An 18187-nucleotide genomic window follows, 5' to 3' on the forward strand; every position below is an offset into this window, starting at 1 on the left:
GATTAGTTACATTTCTCAGAGAAATTTAGAATAGTGAGAACACACAACAAATTCAGAGGAAAAGACAATGGCAGTGAATAAAATTTAATTTCAAGTTGGCATGTCGTTGCATGAATTTCTGCGTCAATAAGGCACTGAGGAGCAATGTGAGGCAGTATTATTTGCATCAAAGTGGCTACAACATTGGAAATGTTTGCCGCTGTGCGATGGAGTCCGTTATTCCGTCACCCATAATGGGTGCAGGTTATGGGAATGCCTGGATTGTGTCTATCATTCCTCCCCAATAGTTGGCACCGTATTTGAGAACACCAAACTTACTCTGACGATTATTTGATCACACAAGGCAAGAATGCGATAAGCCCTCTGGGACTTAAACGCCGGTTGGGGATAAGTTACAAAACGGCATCGTTGATCAAGCACAAGCTGTTACAAACTTATACTGTTACGAGAAGAGCAGCGCCGTCTGGAAGGACGAATGGAGATTGATGGTGCCTATTGGGAGGCGAAAACCAGAGGAAACGCGGTCGGGGGCCCGCAAGAAAAGCACCATTTGTGGCAGCGATACAAACAAATCGCGATGGTAAGCCACATTCCATGTATTTTTAACACTGGTGGTGGTTTTTACGCGTGAGGCGCTTAAACAGTGGACGGCTAAAAGTCTGGCTTCTAGTGCGCATGCAGTATCCGATGGTTTATGGTGTTTCGAGGCTGGGATTCACACAGTTGCGCAGCATGGATGCCATGTTGTTGGCAGCGGCAAACTCGCAGTTCAACACCCCGAATTTCGCTGGGTCAACACGCTGCTTGGCAATCGCAAAACTGCACTCAGCAGAACATACCACGCATTCAATCACGCAAAGTACGCGCACCGGTATGTTGCAGAATTTTCTTATCGCTTCAATCGCAGTTTTGATTTAATCGCTTTGATACTGCAATTGCTGCGTACCGCTGTTACTACAAATCAACTTCCGCTCAGCATACTTAAAATTTTTGAGGCAAATAACTATTAAGTTAAATCTTTTAACTGGCCTATCCAGATCTATTGAACCACTTCAATGTGGTAGTAGCACAAAAGTTCTGAACCATACTGGATCTCTTTTTATTTGCACTTGACCAATAGATTGCGGGTGACTGTCGATCCTGACTGCGTTACATATCCGATTGTTGTGGACTGCGAGTTTGGTGCAAACTCACGAACTGCTATGGAGAAGGGTACAATTTCTCCTTGTTGATTTACCAAGTGATATCCACGGGTGCCGCAGATGTCACCGGCCTTCTCCAGACAGTTGCTATAATTCAGACCAGAGCCACCGCAGTAGATGTTATATCCTCTGGCTCCGTCAGCAAGAAATACTTCTTTCCCTCTGGGTACAGCACAACCTTGCAGCATGGCGATACATATTATGACTATAAGAATAAAAAGTAAGCGAAACATGTTTGTTCCTTCTTGCCAGGACTTGACGGTATCGCTGTCAAATTTAAATGGGGTTATTTTCAGTTTCATTCTATACTACATTGCCTGTACGGTGTTAAGTTAGGAATGTTGTGTCAAATCTGGGAAAGACAAGAAAGATTGCTTTGCTTTGAATATGCCCAGTCCAGTCAAGGGAGAGAACTTGCTGGCATCATGTTTTTCCTGTCGATTCAATTGATTCATCAATGGCCCTGAAATGCGGAATTATATACTCTTTGGACATATCTGGAGAAATCCACAAAAGATGCTTTCTTGGTTCGCCGTTTTCAAACAGCACTTGGCCTAGATTGCAGTCTGAAACTATCCTTTGGCTATTTTCACCCGTGTGTTGGAGAAAAGTATGTTCCAGTCTCCATTGACTGGCATAAAATCGCCACCAATTGCCATTTCTGGCGTGATCTTCTTTCCGTTTTTCCAAGTCGTTCAATGCCTTGCTCTGTTTGTCGTTAGGTTTGTTGCGTAAAGCCGAGCTGTTCAATTGCCGACATAGCAAAGTTTTTTGCTCGCAGGAAAAAGGGCTGCTACTGTTGTAACGAGCCGTAGCGGAAAAAGAATAATGCACATCACCGGACAAGAATGTGCATTTCCTGATTTCCATCTTATGCAATAGGGTGTCCATCAAGTCGGTAAAACCGTCCAAATTTGATGTCCACGCTTCAGCATCAAGAAAATCGACGCCAGTTCCTGTCAAATAGCCTGGAACACCAAACAGTTTCTCTAGGAAACGTATGGCTGGCAAATCTTCTAGATAACCTATCCCCCACAATGCAAGCTGGACAACGTTTTCCACCGGCGAGTATCCTATCACCGGTGTAGTGGCGATGAAAAAAGGGCATGTGTCTTGAGTAATGGGAAAATTACTATCACTGCTCTGAAAATCCTTTGATGCCTTGAGTTTCGTCCATTCCACCCGCAGCCAGTCCAATGCATATCGATCCAGCAGGCGAGGTGGATAGAAGGCGTTATCGGGTTGTCGCTGTGTTCGTGAATCAATAGCGATGATCGGCGGGTTGGTGGGAATGGAAAATCCCCAACAGCGGTGCTTCCAGGTGGACAAGTCGTAACGCTCGCCAATATTAGGATCATGGTCGTGTTTATTCAATTGCAGAGTGATGGAGTCGATCATGTCTGCATCAAAATTATCAGGGTCATTCCCCCAGCCTTGAAATGCCCAATAAGCGGCCAGAGCATTTGAGACGATGCGCCGACCCAAAGGGGAGGAATGTACCTTATCATACCAGTGACCAGTGATATTCCAGTCATCGGTGATATCGTGGTCATCGAGAATCATATAGGTGGGAATATTAGCCAATAGCCTGCGGACTTTGCTCAAAGTCTTATTGAATATTTCGACAGCCTCGGAGCGATCTATGATTGCATCTTGTTTCTTTTTTTTGGGTACGGGAACATGACTGTCTGGTATTTCCGTCCATTTTGGTGTGTTCCATTTTTTTGCATTGCCGAATACAAATAGATACATGGCAGCAAATTCACCGAAGCTCATCAGATGATTATGCGCTTGAGTCGAGGTGAAACCGGCTTCACACATACGTAAAACACTCTGTCGACCACCCAGAGGAATCTTGGCCGGATTCAACAAAGGACCTTCGGGAGGAATTGGTGTTTTCTGGCCAAGTAGAGTCATCGCACCATTAAGAAATTTCCTGACTCCAGTGCGCAGTTTTATGTGTAAGCATTTTTGTGTTTTAACAGTATCATTGAATTCTTGCAACGGCAGGTAATCCTCCGTGCCAATCAGATCTCCGGCCTGTTTCTGTAAAACTTCTAACAAAGAAGCGGCGACGTCATCCGCGTAAATTTGGTCTCCTGTCATAAGCAGTACATCCGGGCGATTCCCGAGCTTTTTTTGATAGTATTTCTCCAGCAGATCATCGCCTAAACTTAGGGTGTCAATATCCTTGCTGCCATGTGGTTTGCGACAACTTCCATGCAATACTGACACCAAAGTATCGGGGATGTGGAAGATCGGGTGTTTGTGATCTTCATAAGTCAAGCCAACCGCTTGTAGGTCAATCGGATGGGATTGTTCGTTCAGCAAGCGGTAATACAGTGGAGTGCCTGTGATAAAAGGGATTTGTTCGATCGGGTAGGCGCACAGTAGGTAGATGTATAAGTTCGCGCCGAGTTGGACGCGACTTGCAGGGAGTTCTTCCTGCTTGCTTGCGCCAACGAGATGCTCATTGACGTCAAGAATTTCCAGGGACAAGTCGAATGGTTTATCAAGTGCTAACCAGACACAAATACGGTTCCGCGTTGTGCGACGCAAAATCGGTCCGCCTAAAAAATGATCCAGCATAACGAAACCCTCTTGATTGTTACTTCTAAATCTACTTTATTAGATTAATGACTCCAAAGCTAATTGTGTTTATTTTGCATGAAGTTAATCAAATCCATCTTCGACTCATTGTTCGGGTGTTCTTGTGTCTTGGTTCTGTATGTCTCTAGAACTGGAATATCATTAAGAGCGCGTGTCCATCGTGTCATTCTTATTCTTGATTATCTACTGTATGGGTCAAATAATCTTGATTTGGTTTGTTTGCATTATCGATTTAACAGTATGAAGTATAGAATAAAAAGGAACTTCATACAATTTTAATGCAGCATCTCAGTTGGGATAGGCCTCATAACAGCAGAAACCCTAAAAGATCGTTGAAAAACTATCTGCGTTGCTGCTACGGTGTTAAAAACAGGTTCAAAATGCTCATTTATTAAGCATAAATTGCGATTTTTCGTCTGTTTTTGCCTTGTGTCAGTTGCCTCGGAAACGTTTTTCAACGGCGTGCTAAAGGACATTAATCCGTTCTAACAGGTCTTCTATAAATCAACCATCACATGATCGTTTTACAGATTGATTGTTTCTGGTCAGGGTATCCAGTTTCGGAAAAGCACGGGCTTCTTGAAAATAATTTATTTTCTTATTTTTATATCTTTTATACGTATTGCTTCCAAAGCATCAAATTTTTTCGGATCCATCATTTCTTCCAATAATTTTTTTACATCTTCAATACTGGTTTTAAATAGATTGATGTCTAGTTCAACGGTCACTTCAACTTTCATTAGTAACTCCTGTTAGTAATATCTTTCTGCAACGCGATTTTAAAATAATTGCCACATGAATAGACTGGCATGGTCGGTGCATTCTTTTATCTTCATCCTCCAAAGCTAAATTATAAGCCCCATGAAAAATACCTGTTGGAAATAGCACTGTAACGGATTGTTTAATTTTCAGGTTACTACCTAAAGGTGATTTTCGCACTACACTACAGAATCATCTTCTGAGTCCTTGTTCGGTATTTTTTTGTTAAGGAAACTCTTATTTTTGAATTCACTTGACTTTTAATTATAATCAGAGTACAACGCAATAAGGTATTTGTTTCAAAGCTTTTGCAGTACTGGTATTCCATGTGCAATCTTCGATTCAAGTAGTTTTACGGAAATTTTTCCGTTATTTTTAAAAAGGAAATAATCACATGGCAACAGGTACAGTTAAATGGTTTAACGATGCAAAGGGTTTTGGATTTGTTACGCCCGACGATGGCGGAGATGATTTGTTCGCGCACTTTTCCGCAATTAATATGAATGGCTTCAAGACACTAACAGAAGGTCAAAAAGTTACTTTTGACGTAACGCAAGGTCAAAAGGGTAAGCAGGCATCTAATATACAGACTCCTTGATTAATCCCTGATTTGATAAAAAGCCCAGCTCTTTTGAGCTGGGCTTTTTGTTTGTTAGAAGAGTTCAAGCGGATCATCAGATTCATGTATGCAGTCTTTCTCGTACCAAAACTCTCACGTCGTTATCAACAAACAGCCTCTCAGGCACTTGATTGCCTTCAACTTTGATTATCGTGTTCCAGTTCAAATCCATATTACAATAATAAAATGCCTATCTCAGTCGTGAGAAGAAATATTTTCCATAAAGATGCCAAATAGGTTTTGGAGAATCACTCGAATTGAGCTGTTTGTTTTAAATTGATTCTGACGAGTGAAACAAATAGCTAACAGCGGCGAACGTTGTGTATGTCGTTGTTTTGCTAAAAGCACAGATTTAATGATTGCGTCTCATAATTCCTTGGCTACTGATTCAGCTCCAGCCAAAATCAACAATAAGTAAAGCGCTTTTTATTTTAGTTTCTTGTGTAACCACAGCGTGAGAAATCAATGGCAAACGCTATCTATTATCAATAAATACTGTCTTAGAATTTTGCTGTAATCTATAATCTTAGTCCTCGGCTTGATATAGGATGTCTGCTTGAAAACTTTCCAGTGCCGGTGCGGAAATAATCTGCATTTTGAAAATAATCAGTGTTTTTCCTGCAATCGGATGGTCGGTTATTTGCCTGATGAAAGTCAACTCAGTGCGTTGGAACCGTCTGTGGATGGTAGTTGGTTGGCTTTGCTTAATAACCAAAACTATCGTTTGTGTAAGAATAATGTGGATTATAGTGTTTGTAATTGGATGGTGCCAGTTCGTGATGAGCACGTCTTATGCGTTTCATGTCGCCTTAACCACGTTATTCCAAATCTCAATGAAGCACAGAATCTTACATTATGGTATCGCGTTGAAATTGCCAAACGGCGCCTCCTTTATACCTTGTATAACCTGAATTTGCCGGTAGTGAGTCGAGAAGAAGATCCGTTTAAAGGAATGGGTTTCGAGTTCCTGCAGGATAAGACTGCACAAGGGGAATTCAGCAATGAACTAACCATAGGGCATAGCATTGCAACAGGCCATAACTCTGGCATGATCACTATTAACCTGCTAGAAGCAGAGCACGGTTCCCGTATAGAGATGCGTGACAAAATGAATGAACGTTATCGTACTTTGCTGGGGCATTTCAGACATGAATCCGGACATTATTATTGGGATTTATTGATTAATGAAACAGACAGAGTCAATAGTTTTCGTGGACTGTTTGGTGATGAGAGATTAGATTACCAGCAATCATTAAGAACCTACTATGATCAGGGCCCGCCAGCATTCTGGCGGGATATTTGGATTAGTGCCTATGCCAGCACGCATGCCTGGGAAGACTGGGCAGAGACATGGGCGCATTATTTGCATATGGTGGATACTGTCGAAACGGCGCATGACTTTGGATTTAGAATCCATGGTCATGATGTTTCTCCACCCCTAATAAACGATATGCAAATGAGTAGTGGTTATTTTACTCCCGCTTCGTTTGACGAGCTGTTCGATGATTGGTGTCGTTTATCCGTTGCATTGAATGCACTTAACCGAAGTATGGGTATGGACGATGCCTATCCATTCATAATTTCCGATACTTCGTTAAACAAACTTCGATATATTCACCAAATCATATCCGAAATGAGCTAGTACTCACTCTTGGCTTGTGCTTTCCCACTCGAAGCGAGGTAAACGATCGCAGGCTTTGCGCAGACCCTCATTCCATTGTTTCTGCATTGACTTGTACATGGGTGAGTTGAGTGTTAGCTTTAAATGATAGGGTTCTTGAATAGTATCACTGGTGTACATTGCCAGTTCGATGGGTGGGCCTACAGAGATATTGCTGCGAATAGTGGATTCCACAGATACTAACGCACAACGTGCAGCATCTTCGATTGAAGTGGTGGGGGTAATGATGCGATCCAGAATCGGTTTGCCGTACTTGTTCTCACCAATTTGCAGATAAGGTGTTTCAGGTGAAGCGCTAATGTAATTACCCTGCGGGTAAATCAAAAAAATCTCTGAAGGTTGCCCAGCAATTTGCCCACCTAAAATAAAACTTGCCTCAGACCCACCATTAGTACTTTTTTCCATTGCATCTGCATGCTGGCGTTGTTCTTTTTGGCTGAGCTGGCCAATATAGTGTGCCACTTCATATAGATGTTGGCCCTTACGAATGTTCATTTTAGCATTTGGTTTTTCCAAATCAGTTCGAATATTGTTTAGCACTGCTTGCGATGTGGCTAAGTTGCCGGCTGTCAGCAGTACACAAATGCGTTCATCAGGCCAGACAAATGTGTGCATTTTGCTATAAGTGGTTACATAATCAACTCCAGCATTAGTTCTTGAATCAGAAGCAAATACCAAACCTTTATTAACGCTGATAGCGAGGCAATAAGTCATAGTTTTTATATAAAAATAAATAAATCAGAGCGGTTATCTCACAATTTGTGTTACCTGAAACCGGACATTATCCATGTGAAAAAATTGTTACGGTGCTGCAGTAGAGAAAGCATTTTAACAGGCCGTTGAAAAAACTATCTGCGTTGTTGCTACGGTGTTAAAAACAGGCTCAAAATGCTCATTTATTAAGCATAAACTGCGCTTTTTCACCTGTTTTTGCCTTGTAGCAGTTGCCTAGAAAACGTTTTCCAATGGCCTGTTAATTCCTTAGAGCTCGATTATTTTTACTTCCGTTTCCAATCGTGAACTGACATTGCCTCGATAAGAGCCATACACGGGTAAAGTTTTCTTTGGGTCTTTATTGGCAGCAACGGGTATATATGCTTCATTGGTAAAAATACCGGCACTTGGATCTGCGCCTATCCATCCTGCTCCAGGTGCTATGAATTCCACCCAGGCATGCAGTTCGTGACCCTCTCCCAATTCCGGATTGAAGGCGTATCCACTCACAAAGCGGGCTGGAATTCCCAGATATCTAAGCATTGTGATCATCATCCATGATAAATCGCGACATGATCCGTTTTTTCTTTGAAAGCAGTCGGAAGGTTCATGTATGTTTTCAGCATATCTTACCGTATGACTCCATTGCTGGTTGATCAATTGCAGAATTTCATTTACTGATGTCAGTAATTCAGTAAATGGCAGCGCCTTATAGGGTAGTAACATTACTTGCATTTCAGATGATATGGGCTGATTGATACTCAAGTAGCCAAAGTGTTCCTGATTGTTCATTTCCATAACATTCATGTCTAAAAAGAAACCAAAAGGGTTAAATTGAGTAGAATGCACCTTAATGGATGCATTAATCTCCAGACACTTCACGGTTTTGTTGAACCAGCATTGATATTGTAATGAATTTTCAATATTCAATAAGGGAAAGAGTCCGTCTGGGATGGGGTCTACCTTGAGATCAAAGGCTTCAACTTGCAAGTAAGATCGATGTTGAGGGTAAAAATTAAGATAATGAGGTTCAAGAAAAACGGAATCATCATAGTGGTAACGAGTTATGTGGTGTATATGTAACCGCATCAAGTAACCTTTAACTCAGGGTTATGTAAGTTGCAAAAGCTTTGTTCAAAGCTTCTGTGGTATGGCATCTGATTTGTGAGTCGTGAGAGCCGAAAATTAATCGATAAGCCAGAATTAATGGTCAGAATTCTCATTTTCTCGTGGTAATTCAAGGCAATAATAAGCTTTAACTGCAGAGCCATACTCGCGATATTTTATTGAGTTCGTGTATCTCAGTGTGGCCTGCTGCCGTGTGTATCAAACAGTCTACATCATTAGCAAAAATTCAAGTGCATCAAATGCTAAGGATAAGATTGAGAACGAATTTAAGATACTATAATGTAATGATTAATCTTCATGCACTTATGTTCCCTCTTAGTCAATTTGATCCAATACATATTAAAATATGTTTAATGATTTGATTTTATACTGTTGTGCAGGTATTAATAATTTTTTAATACGTGTAAATAGGTTTGACAACCAATTCTATTTACAGTAATTTAGAATTAAAGTATTTGTTTTTTAATCTAAAAAATTTCAGATGCTTCTCTGGTAAAAAACCCTAATACATGCTTTTTGCACTTATATCCAATTTCTGTTGTGGCAGCTTGTTCGGACATCAAATCCTTGTTTAGACATAATGAACTTTATTTCCTGCAGAAATAATAATTTACTTAGGTTATATCAGAGTAGAGAAGATATTTTTCCCCAGCGTTAAGGATAAGAATCGGCAATTTATGAGTAAATCTAAATTAGAGTACATTTGGTTAGATGGATATGAGCCAACGGCTAACTTAAGAAGCAAGACAAAAGTGGTAGATAATTTCAGCGGTAAATTAGAAGATTGCCAAGTCTGGTCTTTTGATGGCGGCTCGACTAAACAAGCGGTTGCAGGATCTTCGGATTGTTTGCTGAAACCAGTTTCAATCTTTCCGGATCCAGACAGAATTAATGGTTTCTTGGTCATGACTGAAGTTTTGAACCCTGATGGAACACCACACGAATCTAATTCCAGAGCACGAATTGATGATGATGCCGAAAATGATTTCTGGTTTGGATTTGAACAAGAATATTTCATTATGGATAAACATACACAATTGCCATTAGGCTTCCCTGTTGGCGGTTATCCTGGCCCTCAAGGCATGTATTATTGTTCTGTTGGTGGAAAGAATACACATGGAAGAAAGTTTGTTGAAGAGCACGCGGATTTATGTATTGCCGCCGGACTTAATTTCGAAGGTATTAATCAAGAAGTGGCCAGTGGACAATGGGAATTTCAACTATTCGCTCAAGGAGCTAAGAAAGCAGGAGATGAGATATGGATAGCCCGATATTTATTGGATCGTTTAACTGAAAAATATGGCTACTATATTGAATATCACCCAAAACCCATAAAAGGGGATTGGAACGGCTCTGGCATGCATGCCAATTTTTCTAACACGACTTTAAGAACCTGTGGTTCTCAAGAAACTTATGAAAAAATTTGCGAAGCGTTCCGGTCAGTTACCGAAGAACATCTGGCTGTTTATGGAGAGTTCAATGAGCAACGCTTAACGGGTAAACATGAAACCGCGTCGATCCATGTTTTTAGTTTTGGTGTTTCTGATAGGAAAGCATCCATCAGGATACCCATTATTACAGTACAGAACGGCTGGAAAGGTTGGCTAGAAGACAGAAGGCCTGCTTCCAACGGCGACCCCTACAAAATAGCAGCAAGGATTATTAAAACGGTTAAATCTGTCAAGCTGTAAGAACAAAGATATAAAGAGCAAAGAAATAATCGTTGATGGTTTTTATTGATTGCTCCCTGCTTATGAAGGACTTTCTTGATGAGTCGTGTGCGCTTTGCAGCGTACTATTACATATTTAACCACAACGTTTGCTTTTGGATTGGTAGTGAGCGACGACATCTTAATAAGAAATTAATAAATCATGGTTCCCAATAGAACAGACGCTGCGAATAATCATATTTAATATATTCACGACTTTATCGGCTATCGTTTAACTATTAATGAATTGCGATCTGTGCTGAGCGCTAAGAAATATGGAATATGGAAGAATGAAAGAATAAATAATACACAGCACATTTGTATTTTGCTTTAAATGCGTGCTATTTTGAAATTATACATATGAAAGAAAAGTATATTTCATTTATTGGATTTTATATGATGAGAACATAATGGCTATTCGCTGGGGAAGTTACAAGGTAAAAAATCTGTATGATGAAATGCTGCGGGCTAGTGGGAGGCCACGCCCGGCTGCAAAGGCTTTGTGCAGTTATTTGCGTACTTTGAAAGACGAAGATATTGAGGAGTATAAGCTGGCAGCAGAATCCGCCATCCATGTTATGGGCGTCACATTCACTGTTTATACTGAAGAAGAAGGCTCTATTGATCGTGCCTGGCCGTTTGATATTATTCCACGTATTATCGATAAAAAAGAATGGCAACAAGTAGAGTCAGGCCTCAAGCAGCGTGTTCAGGCTTTAAATCTTTTTATTGATGATCTGTATCATAATCAGCACATTGTCAAGGATAAGATTTTCCCAGATGAACTGCTCAAAGATTCTAAAAACTTTCGCCCGGAATGCGTCGGTATAAATCCGCCACTGAGTATCTGGGCCCATATTTGTGGTTCAGATTTGGTACGAGACAAAGATGGCACATTTTATGTGCTGGAAGACAACTTGCGTGTTCCATCAGGCGTTTCGTACATGTTGGAGAATCGCCTGGTAATGAAGCGTTTGTTTCCAGAAATGTTTGATCAATACAATATCCTGCCTGTTGATGATTATCCTTCGCAGTTATATGACACATTGGCAGCGTTATCACCACGATCCGGAGAGCAGCCTGAAATTGCTGTTCTGACACCGGGTATTTTCAACTCTGCCTATTTTGAACATGCCTATTTGGCGCAGCAAATGGGAGCGGAGTTGGTCGAGGGTAGTGATCTGATTGTAGACAAGAATGACATTGTGTACATGCGTACTATCGAAGGCCTTGCGCGGGTAGATGTAATCTATCGTCGCATTGATGACTTGTTTCTTGATCCGGAAGCATTTCAACCTGATTCCTTATTGGGTGTGCCGGGAATCATGCGTGCCTGGAAAGCTGGGAAAGTTGCTCTAGCCAATGCACCCGGGGCCGGTGTGGCCGACGATAAGGTAGTCTATGCTTTTGTGCCAGAAATGATTAAATATTATTTGGATCAAGACGCCATTTTACCGAATGTCCCTACCTATAAATGCATCGATAAGCAGGAACGCGAACATGTTATTGAGCATATTCATCAGATGGTGGTTAAGCCAGCCAATGAATCGGGCGGCTATGGCATGCTCATCGGTCCACAAGCCGGCAAGGAAGAGCGCGATAAGTTTGTAAATCTGATCCGTCGTGACCCGCGTAATTATGTTGCACAACCGATGTTAACGCTTTCTACCGCACCCACCTTGGTAGGCAATCGCGTGGAGCCGCGTCACTTGGACTTGCGTCCTTTTATTTTGAGTGGAAAGCAGACCGTTGTTACAACCGGTGGCCTGACACGTGTGGCATTGCGTAAGGGTTCAACAGTTGTTAACTCCTCACAAGGCGGGGGTAGTAAAGATACCTGGGTGGTTGATATGGAGACAGTTTAATCATGCTTTCTCGAGTTGCCAACAAAATCTACTGGATGGCACGCTACTTGGAGCGTGCCGAAAATACTGCACGTTTGATCAATGTCAATACACACTTGTTGCTTGATTTGCCAAAACGGGTGAAATTGGGATGGGAGCCCATCGTCGATATTACAAGCCGTCATGACTATTTTTACAGCTTATATGAAGAAGCAGATGAACGCAGTGTGATACGTTTCATGGTTACTGATCTTCGCAATCCTGACTCTATCCTTTGTGCACTTAACATGGCGCGTGAGAATACTCGGACCATTCGTGACATTATTCCGCGTGAGGTATGGGAGCAGGTTAATGCACTTCATTTGAACGCAAAAACTAATGCGAGAAGTGTACAGACACAGCGACATCGCTATGATTATTTACGTTCTATCATTCTCGGTGTACAAACCATTAGCGGTATGCTGGCTGGGATTATGACCCACGATGAAGGCTATGATTTTCTGCGCATGGGGCGTAACCTGGAACGTGCTGATATGACAACACGTATTATTGATGTTCGCTCCGCCACACTACTGCCGGACATGTCGGAAGCTTTATCCCCATTTGAGAATTTACAATGGGTCAGTGTGCTCAAGTCACTCAGCGCTTACCAAATGTACCGTCGTGAAATGCGTCTGCGCATAAGCCGTCCGGATGTTCTGAAATTCTTGTTGCAAGAAGAGCGCTTTCCACGTGCTTTTTATCACGCCATATGTCAGGTGCATAATTGTTTGGTGAATTTGCCACGTAACGAAAAAACATTACCGTTAATCACCAAGCTTCAACAGAAACTGCAAAACTCCAAACTCCAGACATTTAATCAGGGGAAACTACATGAATTTATTGACGAGCTACAACTCGGGATAATCAAGATTCATAACGGTATTAATAAAACCTATTTTTAATCTATAAGTTGCAATTTAATCTGACAATCATTGCGTCATTGTCAGATCAGACTGTGAAGTACTGACACACGGCTCCAATGACTAAGCTCTCACTCCCTGCAGAAACTTTTGGGGTAACGGCTGCTTTTTTTCCTGCAGGTGATATAACGCTTAACTCAGTTATTTCGACAAATACGCATCCAAAAAATACTGCCATGCTGCTCGATTGCTCCTGGAGGCCAGTTTGACCAGAGAGGTTTGAGAATGTTTGATAGCTCAGGATCTACCGAAGCAAAAACGCTTGGCAAGATGACCTCCAGCCAAGGACAATCACCTAGCAGATAACAAGCAAGTAAGTATTGCTCCGACCAGAACCAATCCACAGTGCTTTCTGGATAGTCAAAAGGCAAGCAGATATCATGGATACCAACCCAAACATCGTGTGGCAGTTTCGGTAAAATATCGAGAAAAAAAACAGTAGTGTCGGTATGCATGAAACATCGGTGCGAGCCATCCATAAAGATGATATCGCCTGCTTTAATCTGATCAAATATAGATAAATCTATTTCTTCCAAAGGTCTGCGATGGATTTCATGGCATAGGCTATCGCACAAGGCTCGTGGAGCTGGGTCGATTGAAATCAATCTTGTCGCTGGGCTATGTTCCCGTATGGCTTTAGCGATGAAGCGTGTAGAGTTGCCTGATCCAATTTCCAGAAAAGTCCTCGGCTTACGGTTCGCGGTCATGCTGTATAGGGTTGTGCCGTCCATCCCCGGAATGAAACCATTGACCCAGTAAGGTTTCGTACCTTCCGGATCATCACTGCATTCAATCGTTTTTAAATTCTGTGCATAACCCAAACATACCTGGAGTGTGTCTTTATAGACATGGCGATGCCTATCTAGCTTGGCTGCCAATAAGGGATGAGGCTTGTCCATTAGAGCATATCTTGGAGGCCTTCCTACCGGGTAGTCAATGGTCAATTTATTGGTTAGCATAGATCAGTTGATTCAACGACATGAGAGCTAATAGGATCAGTGTGAGCTGGATTGCATCTTACCGTTTACAGGTCTAAACAACAAGTAAATCATACCATCCCATCACCATTTCTAAAGTTCAATCACAAATTCCGCCAGCTCCATAGCTGTGGGCTCGATTATTTTATATGTTATGTGAGCTCTGTCCCGAAGATATATGCATCTGAATGAGTATGGTCTTATCCCTGCGTCCTAAATCACCCAATTAATCTTAAACCAGCCGGCGCCATGAAATAGGTCTCTGTTTCGAGAGCAGGGATGTGTACAATAATGAAAGGCTTCCAAATAGCCAATGATGACGCCATAATCTACCTTAATATTCGAGATGTTCTTCCTTTGCTGGAGTACTTATCCGTTAGATTCAGAGCGCAGATGCTTAGGAAATTTTAAATCGTGTGCGTCGCTTATTATTAATATGCCAGACGCTATTGTTTGACAGGATATGGAACTCAAGGAAACTCTCTATGAGCGATAACAACCATAACAGCAATAACAAAAATGAACGATCTACATCTGAATTGCTGGAAAACGTGGTCGTTGTTTATCGCAGCGACACCCTGAAGGTGAGAGAGATCAAGAACACCCTGCACGAACGTGGTTTCGGTGTGTTACTGGCTATTGCTGCCCTGCCGCTTTGTCTTCCCGTACCTGTGCCGCCTGGGTACACAACATTTTTTTCCATCCCACTTTTCATATTTTCAGTACAAATGATGCTAGGCATGCGGGCACCTTGGTTGCCTGAATGGATAGAAAATAAAGAAATCAAGCGGTCCAGCATGGAAAAAATGATCGTTAAGGCTAGTCCCTGGCTCAAAAAAATTGAAAAACGCTTGCAACCTCGATTGACCTATATCAGCGTACATACTTGGGAAAGAATTATTGGTATTTTTGCATTCGTTTTTACTTTATCTATCGCACTTCCTATTCCTCTGACTAATTTTCCACCAGGCTGGGGAATTCTCATCATGTCATTAGGCTTGCTTAGTAAAGATGGCGTCACCATCCTCATCGGGATGATCGTTGGCACTATAGGTGTTGGTATTACCATGATTATCCTTGCGCTGCTCTGGATGGGTATGTCTTTGCCGACGTTTTACTAGCGTGACTGAATGAATTGGTACATTCTTTGATGTTTGCAAATTACAAAGCAATTGATCTTACTCCCTTGCTTTATTCACAATTCGAGTTCAAATTATCGATTGTTATGTGTTTTCCATGTGCCATCGAACTATTCAGCGATTGCTGGCAAAGTTGGTTTGGTATTTGTACACCACAAACTGGCTCAATCTCATCATAAAAAAACACCCCACTAAGAAATTAGTGAGGCGTCAAGGCTCCGTTACACATCGATACTCTTTTGGTAACGAACGATCAAAACTCGAATCTAAATCAGAGAATTATAAGAATCTGAGCTGTTCTAGTAATTGACTGCTCATACACTGATATAAGCTTACTTTTTGTTCTAGAAACCGATACCGACATAACCGCCGACGGACATGCCGCCAATTTTTGTGCCATCCAGCGACCCCGTTACAAATTGATAACGTGCATCCGCGCCAATGAAAAAATCTTTCCAGATGTTATACTCAACGCCGCCTGCGAACATAATGCTGGGTTCCAGTACGGTGATTGATTCAGTTGGCGGGCTGACAACGTGTATCGCTAAGCCAGCAGGAATTATCCAGGGCCTGATTTTGTAATGCGCAAAATGATTAAATTTAATTTTTGGAGATGCGGTCAAGGTAAATTGATTGACTGTCACTCCCCGAGAATTGTATGCGCCCCCCGCTAGTTGAGTGGGCTCATTCGCCAGCGCATTACCCTGAATCCCATGTCCAAATTGTTTATATTCAAACATTAACTCCGCGTCTATCTCAGTTTTAGGTATGAACCCCCAGGTATCCTTGGTCAGTTGAAAATCAAATCCCGCGCCGGTATACCACGCATGCCGGTCTGCTTGCTCCTGCGCGCCAACCGGTGCGACACGACTTTCGATCGATACGCCATTACGATGTGCATCGCTCCTGGCATAGCCGCCACGGAAAAACAGCATAATTCTTTTCTCGCTCATACTTTCAGAATAGATGCTTTCTTGTGAGGTTCTGATTGACTGAATCTGCTCAACTTTCTGCGTGATTCGGGCCGATTCTGCTTTCACTTTGTTCAATTCGTTTTGAATTTCTTGCGTTCGGATCGACTCAGCTTTCATTCTGTTCAACTCACTCTGAATTTCTTGCAGGGTATTTTCCAGCTGTTTGATGCGCTGAGTTGCGGCATCTTGCGCATTTACTTGCGTCGTAGTTGTAGAAAAAATAATTAATAGCGAAGCGCTTATTACAAAATCAGCCGTTGATTTTCCCTTTTGTAAAAAAAACTTCATATAATCTCTCTTTATAAATTTATTTTTTGGCTGCTGCGATTAATCAATGCTGGCAGCATAAAAGAAAAGAATTACTGCAATCTTGATCTGTATCAAGATAAGAGCAATCAGTTTTTTTAATTTCTTAATATTTAATGTTATGACTCGTTTCTCGTTCCCCCCCGTGGGAGATGCTCTGAGAGAGCCTAATGGGTTACTGGCTGTTGGCGGAGATCTTACTTCGCATCGCTTGCTTGAGGCTTATAGTAAAGGTATCTTTCCCTGGTTTAATGATGATCAACCGATTCTTTGGTGGAGCCCGGATCCTCGCATGGTGCTGTTTCCCCACAAATTGAAAATTTCTCGCTCACTCCGGAAAGCCATTAAAAGCGCTCATTATGAAATTCGCACGGACTGCAGCTTTAATCAGGTCATGCTAGCTTGTGCAGCACCGCGCGCAGGTCAGGCAGGCACCTGGATACATCCACAAATGGTTGCTGCTTATACTGCGCTACATGAAATGGGATTAGCGCATTGTGTGGAAACCTGGATTGATGGTGAGCTTGCTGGAGGACTCTATGGAGTTGCCCTGGGTAAGGTATTTTTTGGCGAGTCAATGTTTTCGCGCGTACAGGATGCGTCAAAAATTGCCCTGGTACATCTGGTAAAACAGTTACAATTCTGGCAATTTGGTCTGATAGATTGCCAAGTTAGAACCGATCATCTGGCATCCTTGGGTGCACAAGAAATTTCCAGAACAGAATTTAGTCAAATATTGGACGCCTTAATTACAATTGGATCTAAACCTGGTAGCAAATGGAACTTTGAACGTATTTAGATTGAGTATAATTTACCCGTGCTTAAATTTCACACCACCAATCCTTATTCCTGCAGTTATTTGCCTGACAGATTGGCATGTTCGGAAATTGCAACGCCAGAACAGCTGATTGATACACAGACTTACGGAGAATTAATCCAGGCGGGTTTTCGCCGCAGCGGACATTACATCTATCGCCCATGCTGCGAGCATTGCCAGGCTTGTCAATCAGTGCGCATCAATGTGAAAACTTTTACTTCCAAGCGAGCACAACGTCGTGCCTGGAAAAAACATCAGCACGTAGTAGCGATACAACATCCGTTGCATTACCAACCTGAGCACTATGCACTCTATCAACGATATCAGTTCAAGCGACACTTGGGGGGTGGCATGGATAATGATTGCCGTGAGCAATATAACAATTTTTTATTGCAAAGCTATGTGAATTCCAAATTAATAGAATTCCATGAAGCAGGGCAGTTACGCATGATCAGTATTATTGACATTCTGCCCGATGGTATTTCATCGGTATATACTTTTTTTGACGCGGATATCGCTCATGCAAGTTTCGGCACCTACAATATCATATGGCAGATTGAACAATGCCGGCAGCTTGGTCTGGACTATCTTTATCTTGGTTATTGGATCAAAGAAAATCGAAAAATGCAGTACAAAGCCAATTTCAAATCACTCGAAGTTCTGATTAATGGTCGCTGGCAATTACTGGACAGCAGTAATATTTCTTGAAATGCATTCAAATGAGTTATTGGTTCAGGATAAAATTC

The 18187-nt window shown here is 41.9% G+C and carries 15 protein-coding genes and 1 pseudogene; 9 read left to right on the plus strand and 7 right to left on the minus strand.

Annotated features, from left to right (window positions below; translation table 11 throughout):
• Positions 1-605: 605 nt before the first annotated feature.
• Positions 606-1010, plus strand: a pseudogene (locus tag C7H79_RS18795) (transposase); the annotation flags it as partial.
• 89 nt (positions 1011-1099) lie between these two features.
• Here C7H79_RS18795 and C7H79_RS05935 read toward each other — a convergent pair.
• The 3 genes from C7H79_RS05935 to C7H79_RS17880 all read right to left on the minus strand — a co-directional run bounded on the left by C7H79_RS05935 (position 1100) and on the right by C7H79_RS17880 (position 4552).
• On the minus strand, positions 1100-1504 hold the full coding sequence (locus C7H79_RS05935; protein ID WP_242447167.1) for a hypothetical protein: 405 nt from the start codon (positions 1502-1504) through the stop codon (positions 1100-1102).
• Positions 1505-1625: 121 nt separating this feature from the next.
• The gene (locus C7H79_RS05940; protein WP_106706376.1) at positions 1626-3791 is read right to left on the minus strand and encodes a metallophosphoesterase family protein; all 2166 of its coding nucleotides are present in this window, start codon (positions 3789-3791) and stop codon (positions 1626-1628) included.
• 611 nt (positions 3792-4402) lie between these two features.
• A complete protein-coding gene (locus tag C7H79_RS17880; RefSeq protein ID WP_172592369.1) occupies positions 4403-4552 on the minus strand; it encodes a hypothetical protein in 150 nt (49 codons plus the stop codon).
• Positions 4553-4965: 413 nt separating this feature from the next.
• On the opposite strand from C7H79_RS17880, the gene C7H79_RS05945 reads away from it, so the two are divergent.
• Both C7H79_RS05945 and C7H79_RS05950 read left to right on the plus strand, forming a co-directional pair.
• Complete coding sequence (locus C7H79_RS05945) at positions 4966-5169, plus strand: cold-shock protein (protein WP_106706377.1); 204 nt, start codon at positions 4966-4968, stop codon at positions 5167-5169.
• A 577-nt stretch (positions 5170-5746) separates the two neighbouring features.
• Positions 5747-6832, plus strand: a complete 1086-nt coding sequence (locus C7H79_RS05950; RefSeq protein WP_106706378.1) for a zinc-binding metallopeptidase family protein — start codon at positions 5747-5749, stop codon at positions 6830-6832.
• A 3-nt stretch (positions 6833-6835) separates the two neighbouring features.
• Here C7H79_RS05950 and C7H79_RS05955 read toward each other — a convergent pair whose 3' ends face one another.
• Both C7H79_RS05955 and C7H79_RS05960 read right to left on the minus strand, forming a co-directional pair.
• Positions 6836-7585, minus strand: coding sequence for a proteasome-type protease (locus C7H79_RS05955; protein ID WP_106706379.1), 750 nt, complete (start codon positions 7583-7585; stop codon positions 6836-6838).
• A 267-nt stretch (positions 7586-7852) separates the two neighbouring features.
• Positions 7853-8674, minus strand: a complete 822-nt coding sequence (locus tag C7H79_RS05960) for a transglutaminase family protein (protein ID WP_106706380.1) — start codon at positions 8672-8674, stop codon at positions 7853-7855.
• A gap of 716 nt (positions 8675-9390) precedes the next feature.
• On the opposite strand from C7H79_RS05960, the gene C7H79_RS05965 reads away from it, so the two are divergent.
• The 3 genes from C7H79_RS05965 (at position 9391) to C7H79_RS05975 (ending at position 13210) form a co-directional block, all read left to right on the plus strand.
• On the plus strand, positions 9391-10404 hold the full coding sequence (locus C7H79_RS05965; RefSeq protein WP_106706381.1) for a glutamine synthetase beta-grasp domain-containing protein: 1014 nt from the start codon (positions 9391-9393) through the stop codon (positions 10402-10404).
• Positions 10405-10832: 428 nt separating this feature from the next.
• Positions 10833-12287, plus strand: coding sequence for a circularly permuted type 2 ATP-grasp protein (locus tag C7H79_RS05970; RefSeq protein ID WP_106706382.1), 1455 nt, complete (start codon positions 10833-10835; stop codon positions 12285-12287).
• A 2-nt stretch (positions 12288-12289) separates the two neighbouring features.
• Positions 12290-13210, plus strand: coding sequence for an alpha-E domain-containing protein (locus tag C7H79_RS05975; RefSeq protein WP_106706383.1), 921 nt, complete (start codon positions 12290-12292; stop codon positions 13208-13210).
• Positions 13211-13365: 155 nt separating this feature from the next.
• On the opposite strand, the gene C7H79_RS05980 is transcribed toward C7H79_RS05975, so the two are convergent.
• Entirely contained in the window at positions 13366-14187 is an 822-nt protein-coding gene (locus C7H79_RS05980) for a class I SAM-dependent methyltransferase (RefSeq protein WP_106706384.1), read from the minus strand.
• A 503-nt stretch (positions 14188-14690) separates the two neighbouring features.
• On the opposite strand from C7H79_RS05980, the gene C7H79_RS05985 reads away from it, so the two are divergent.
• Entirely contained in the window at positions 14691-15326 is a 636-nt protein-coding gene (locus C7H79_RS05985; RefSeq protein WP_106706385.1) for an exopolysaccharide biosynthesis protein, read from the plus strand.
• A 362-nt stretch (positions 15327-15688) separates the two neighbouring features.
• On the opposite strand, the gene C7H79_RS05990 is transcribed toward C7H79_RS05985, so the two are convergent.
• A complete protein-coding gene (locus tag C7H79_RS05990) occupies positions 15689-16606 on the minus strand; it encodes a hypothetical protein (protein WP_106706386.1) in 918 nt (305 codons plus the stop codon).
• A 139-nt stretch (positions 16607-16745) separates the two neighbouring features.
• On the opposite strand from C7H79_RS05990, the gene aat reads away from it, so the two are divergent.
• Positions 16746-17423, plus strand: coding sequence for a leucyl/phenylalanyl-tRNA--protein transferase (gene aat / locus C7H79_RS05995; RefSeq protein ID WP_106706387.1), 678 nt, complete (start codon positions 16746-16748; stop codon positions 17421-17423).
• 18 nt (positions 17424-17441) lie between these two features.
• Entirely contained in the window at positions 17442-18149 is a 708-nt protein-coding gene (locus C7H79_RS06000) for an arginyltransferase (RefSeq protein WP_106706388.1), read from the plus strand.
• Positions 18150-18187: the final 38 nt, after the last annotated feature.

Source organism: Nitrosomonas supralitoralis, assembly GCF_003011925.2.
GTDB lineage: Bacteria > Pseudomonadota > Gammaproteobacteria > Burkholderiales > Nitrosomonadaceae > Nitrosomonas > Nitrosomonas supralitoralis.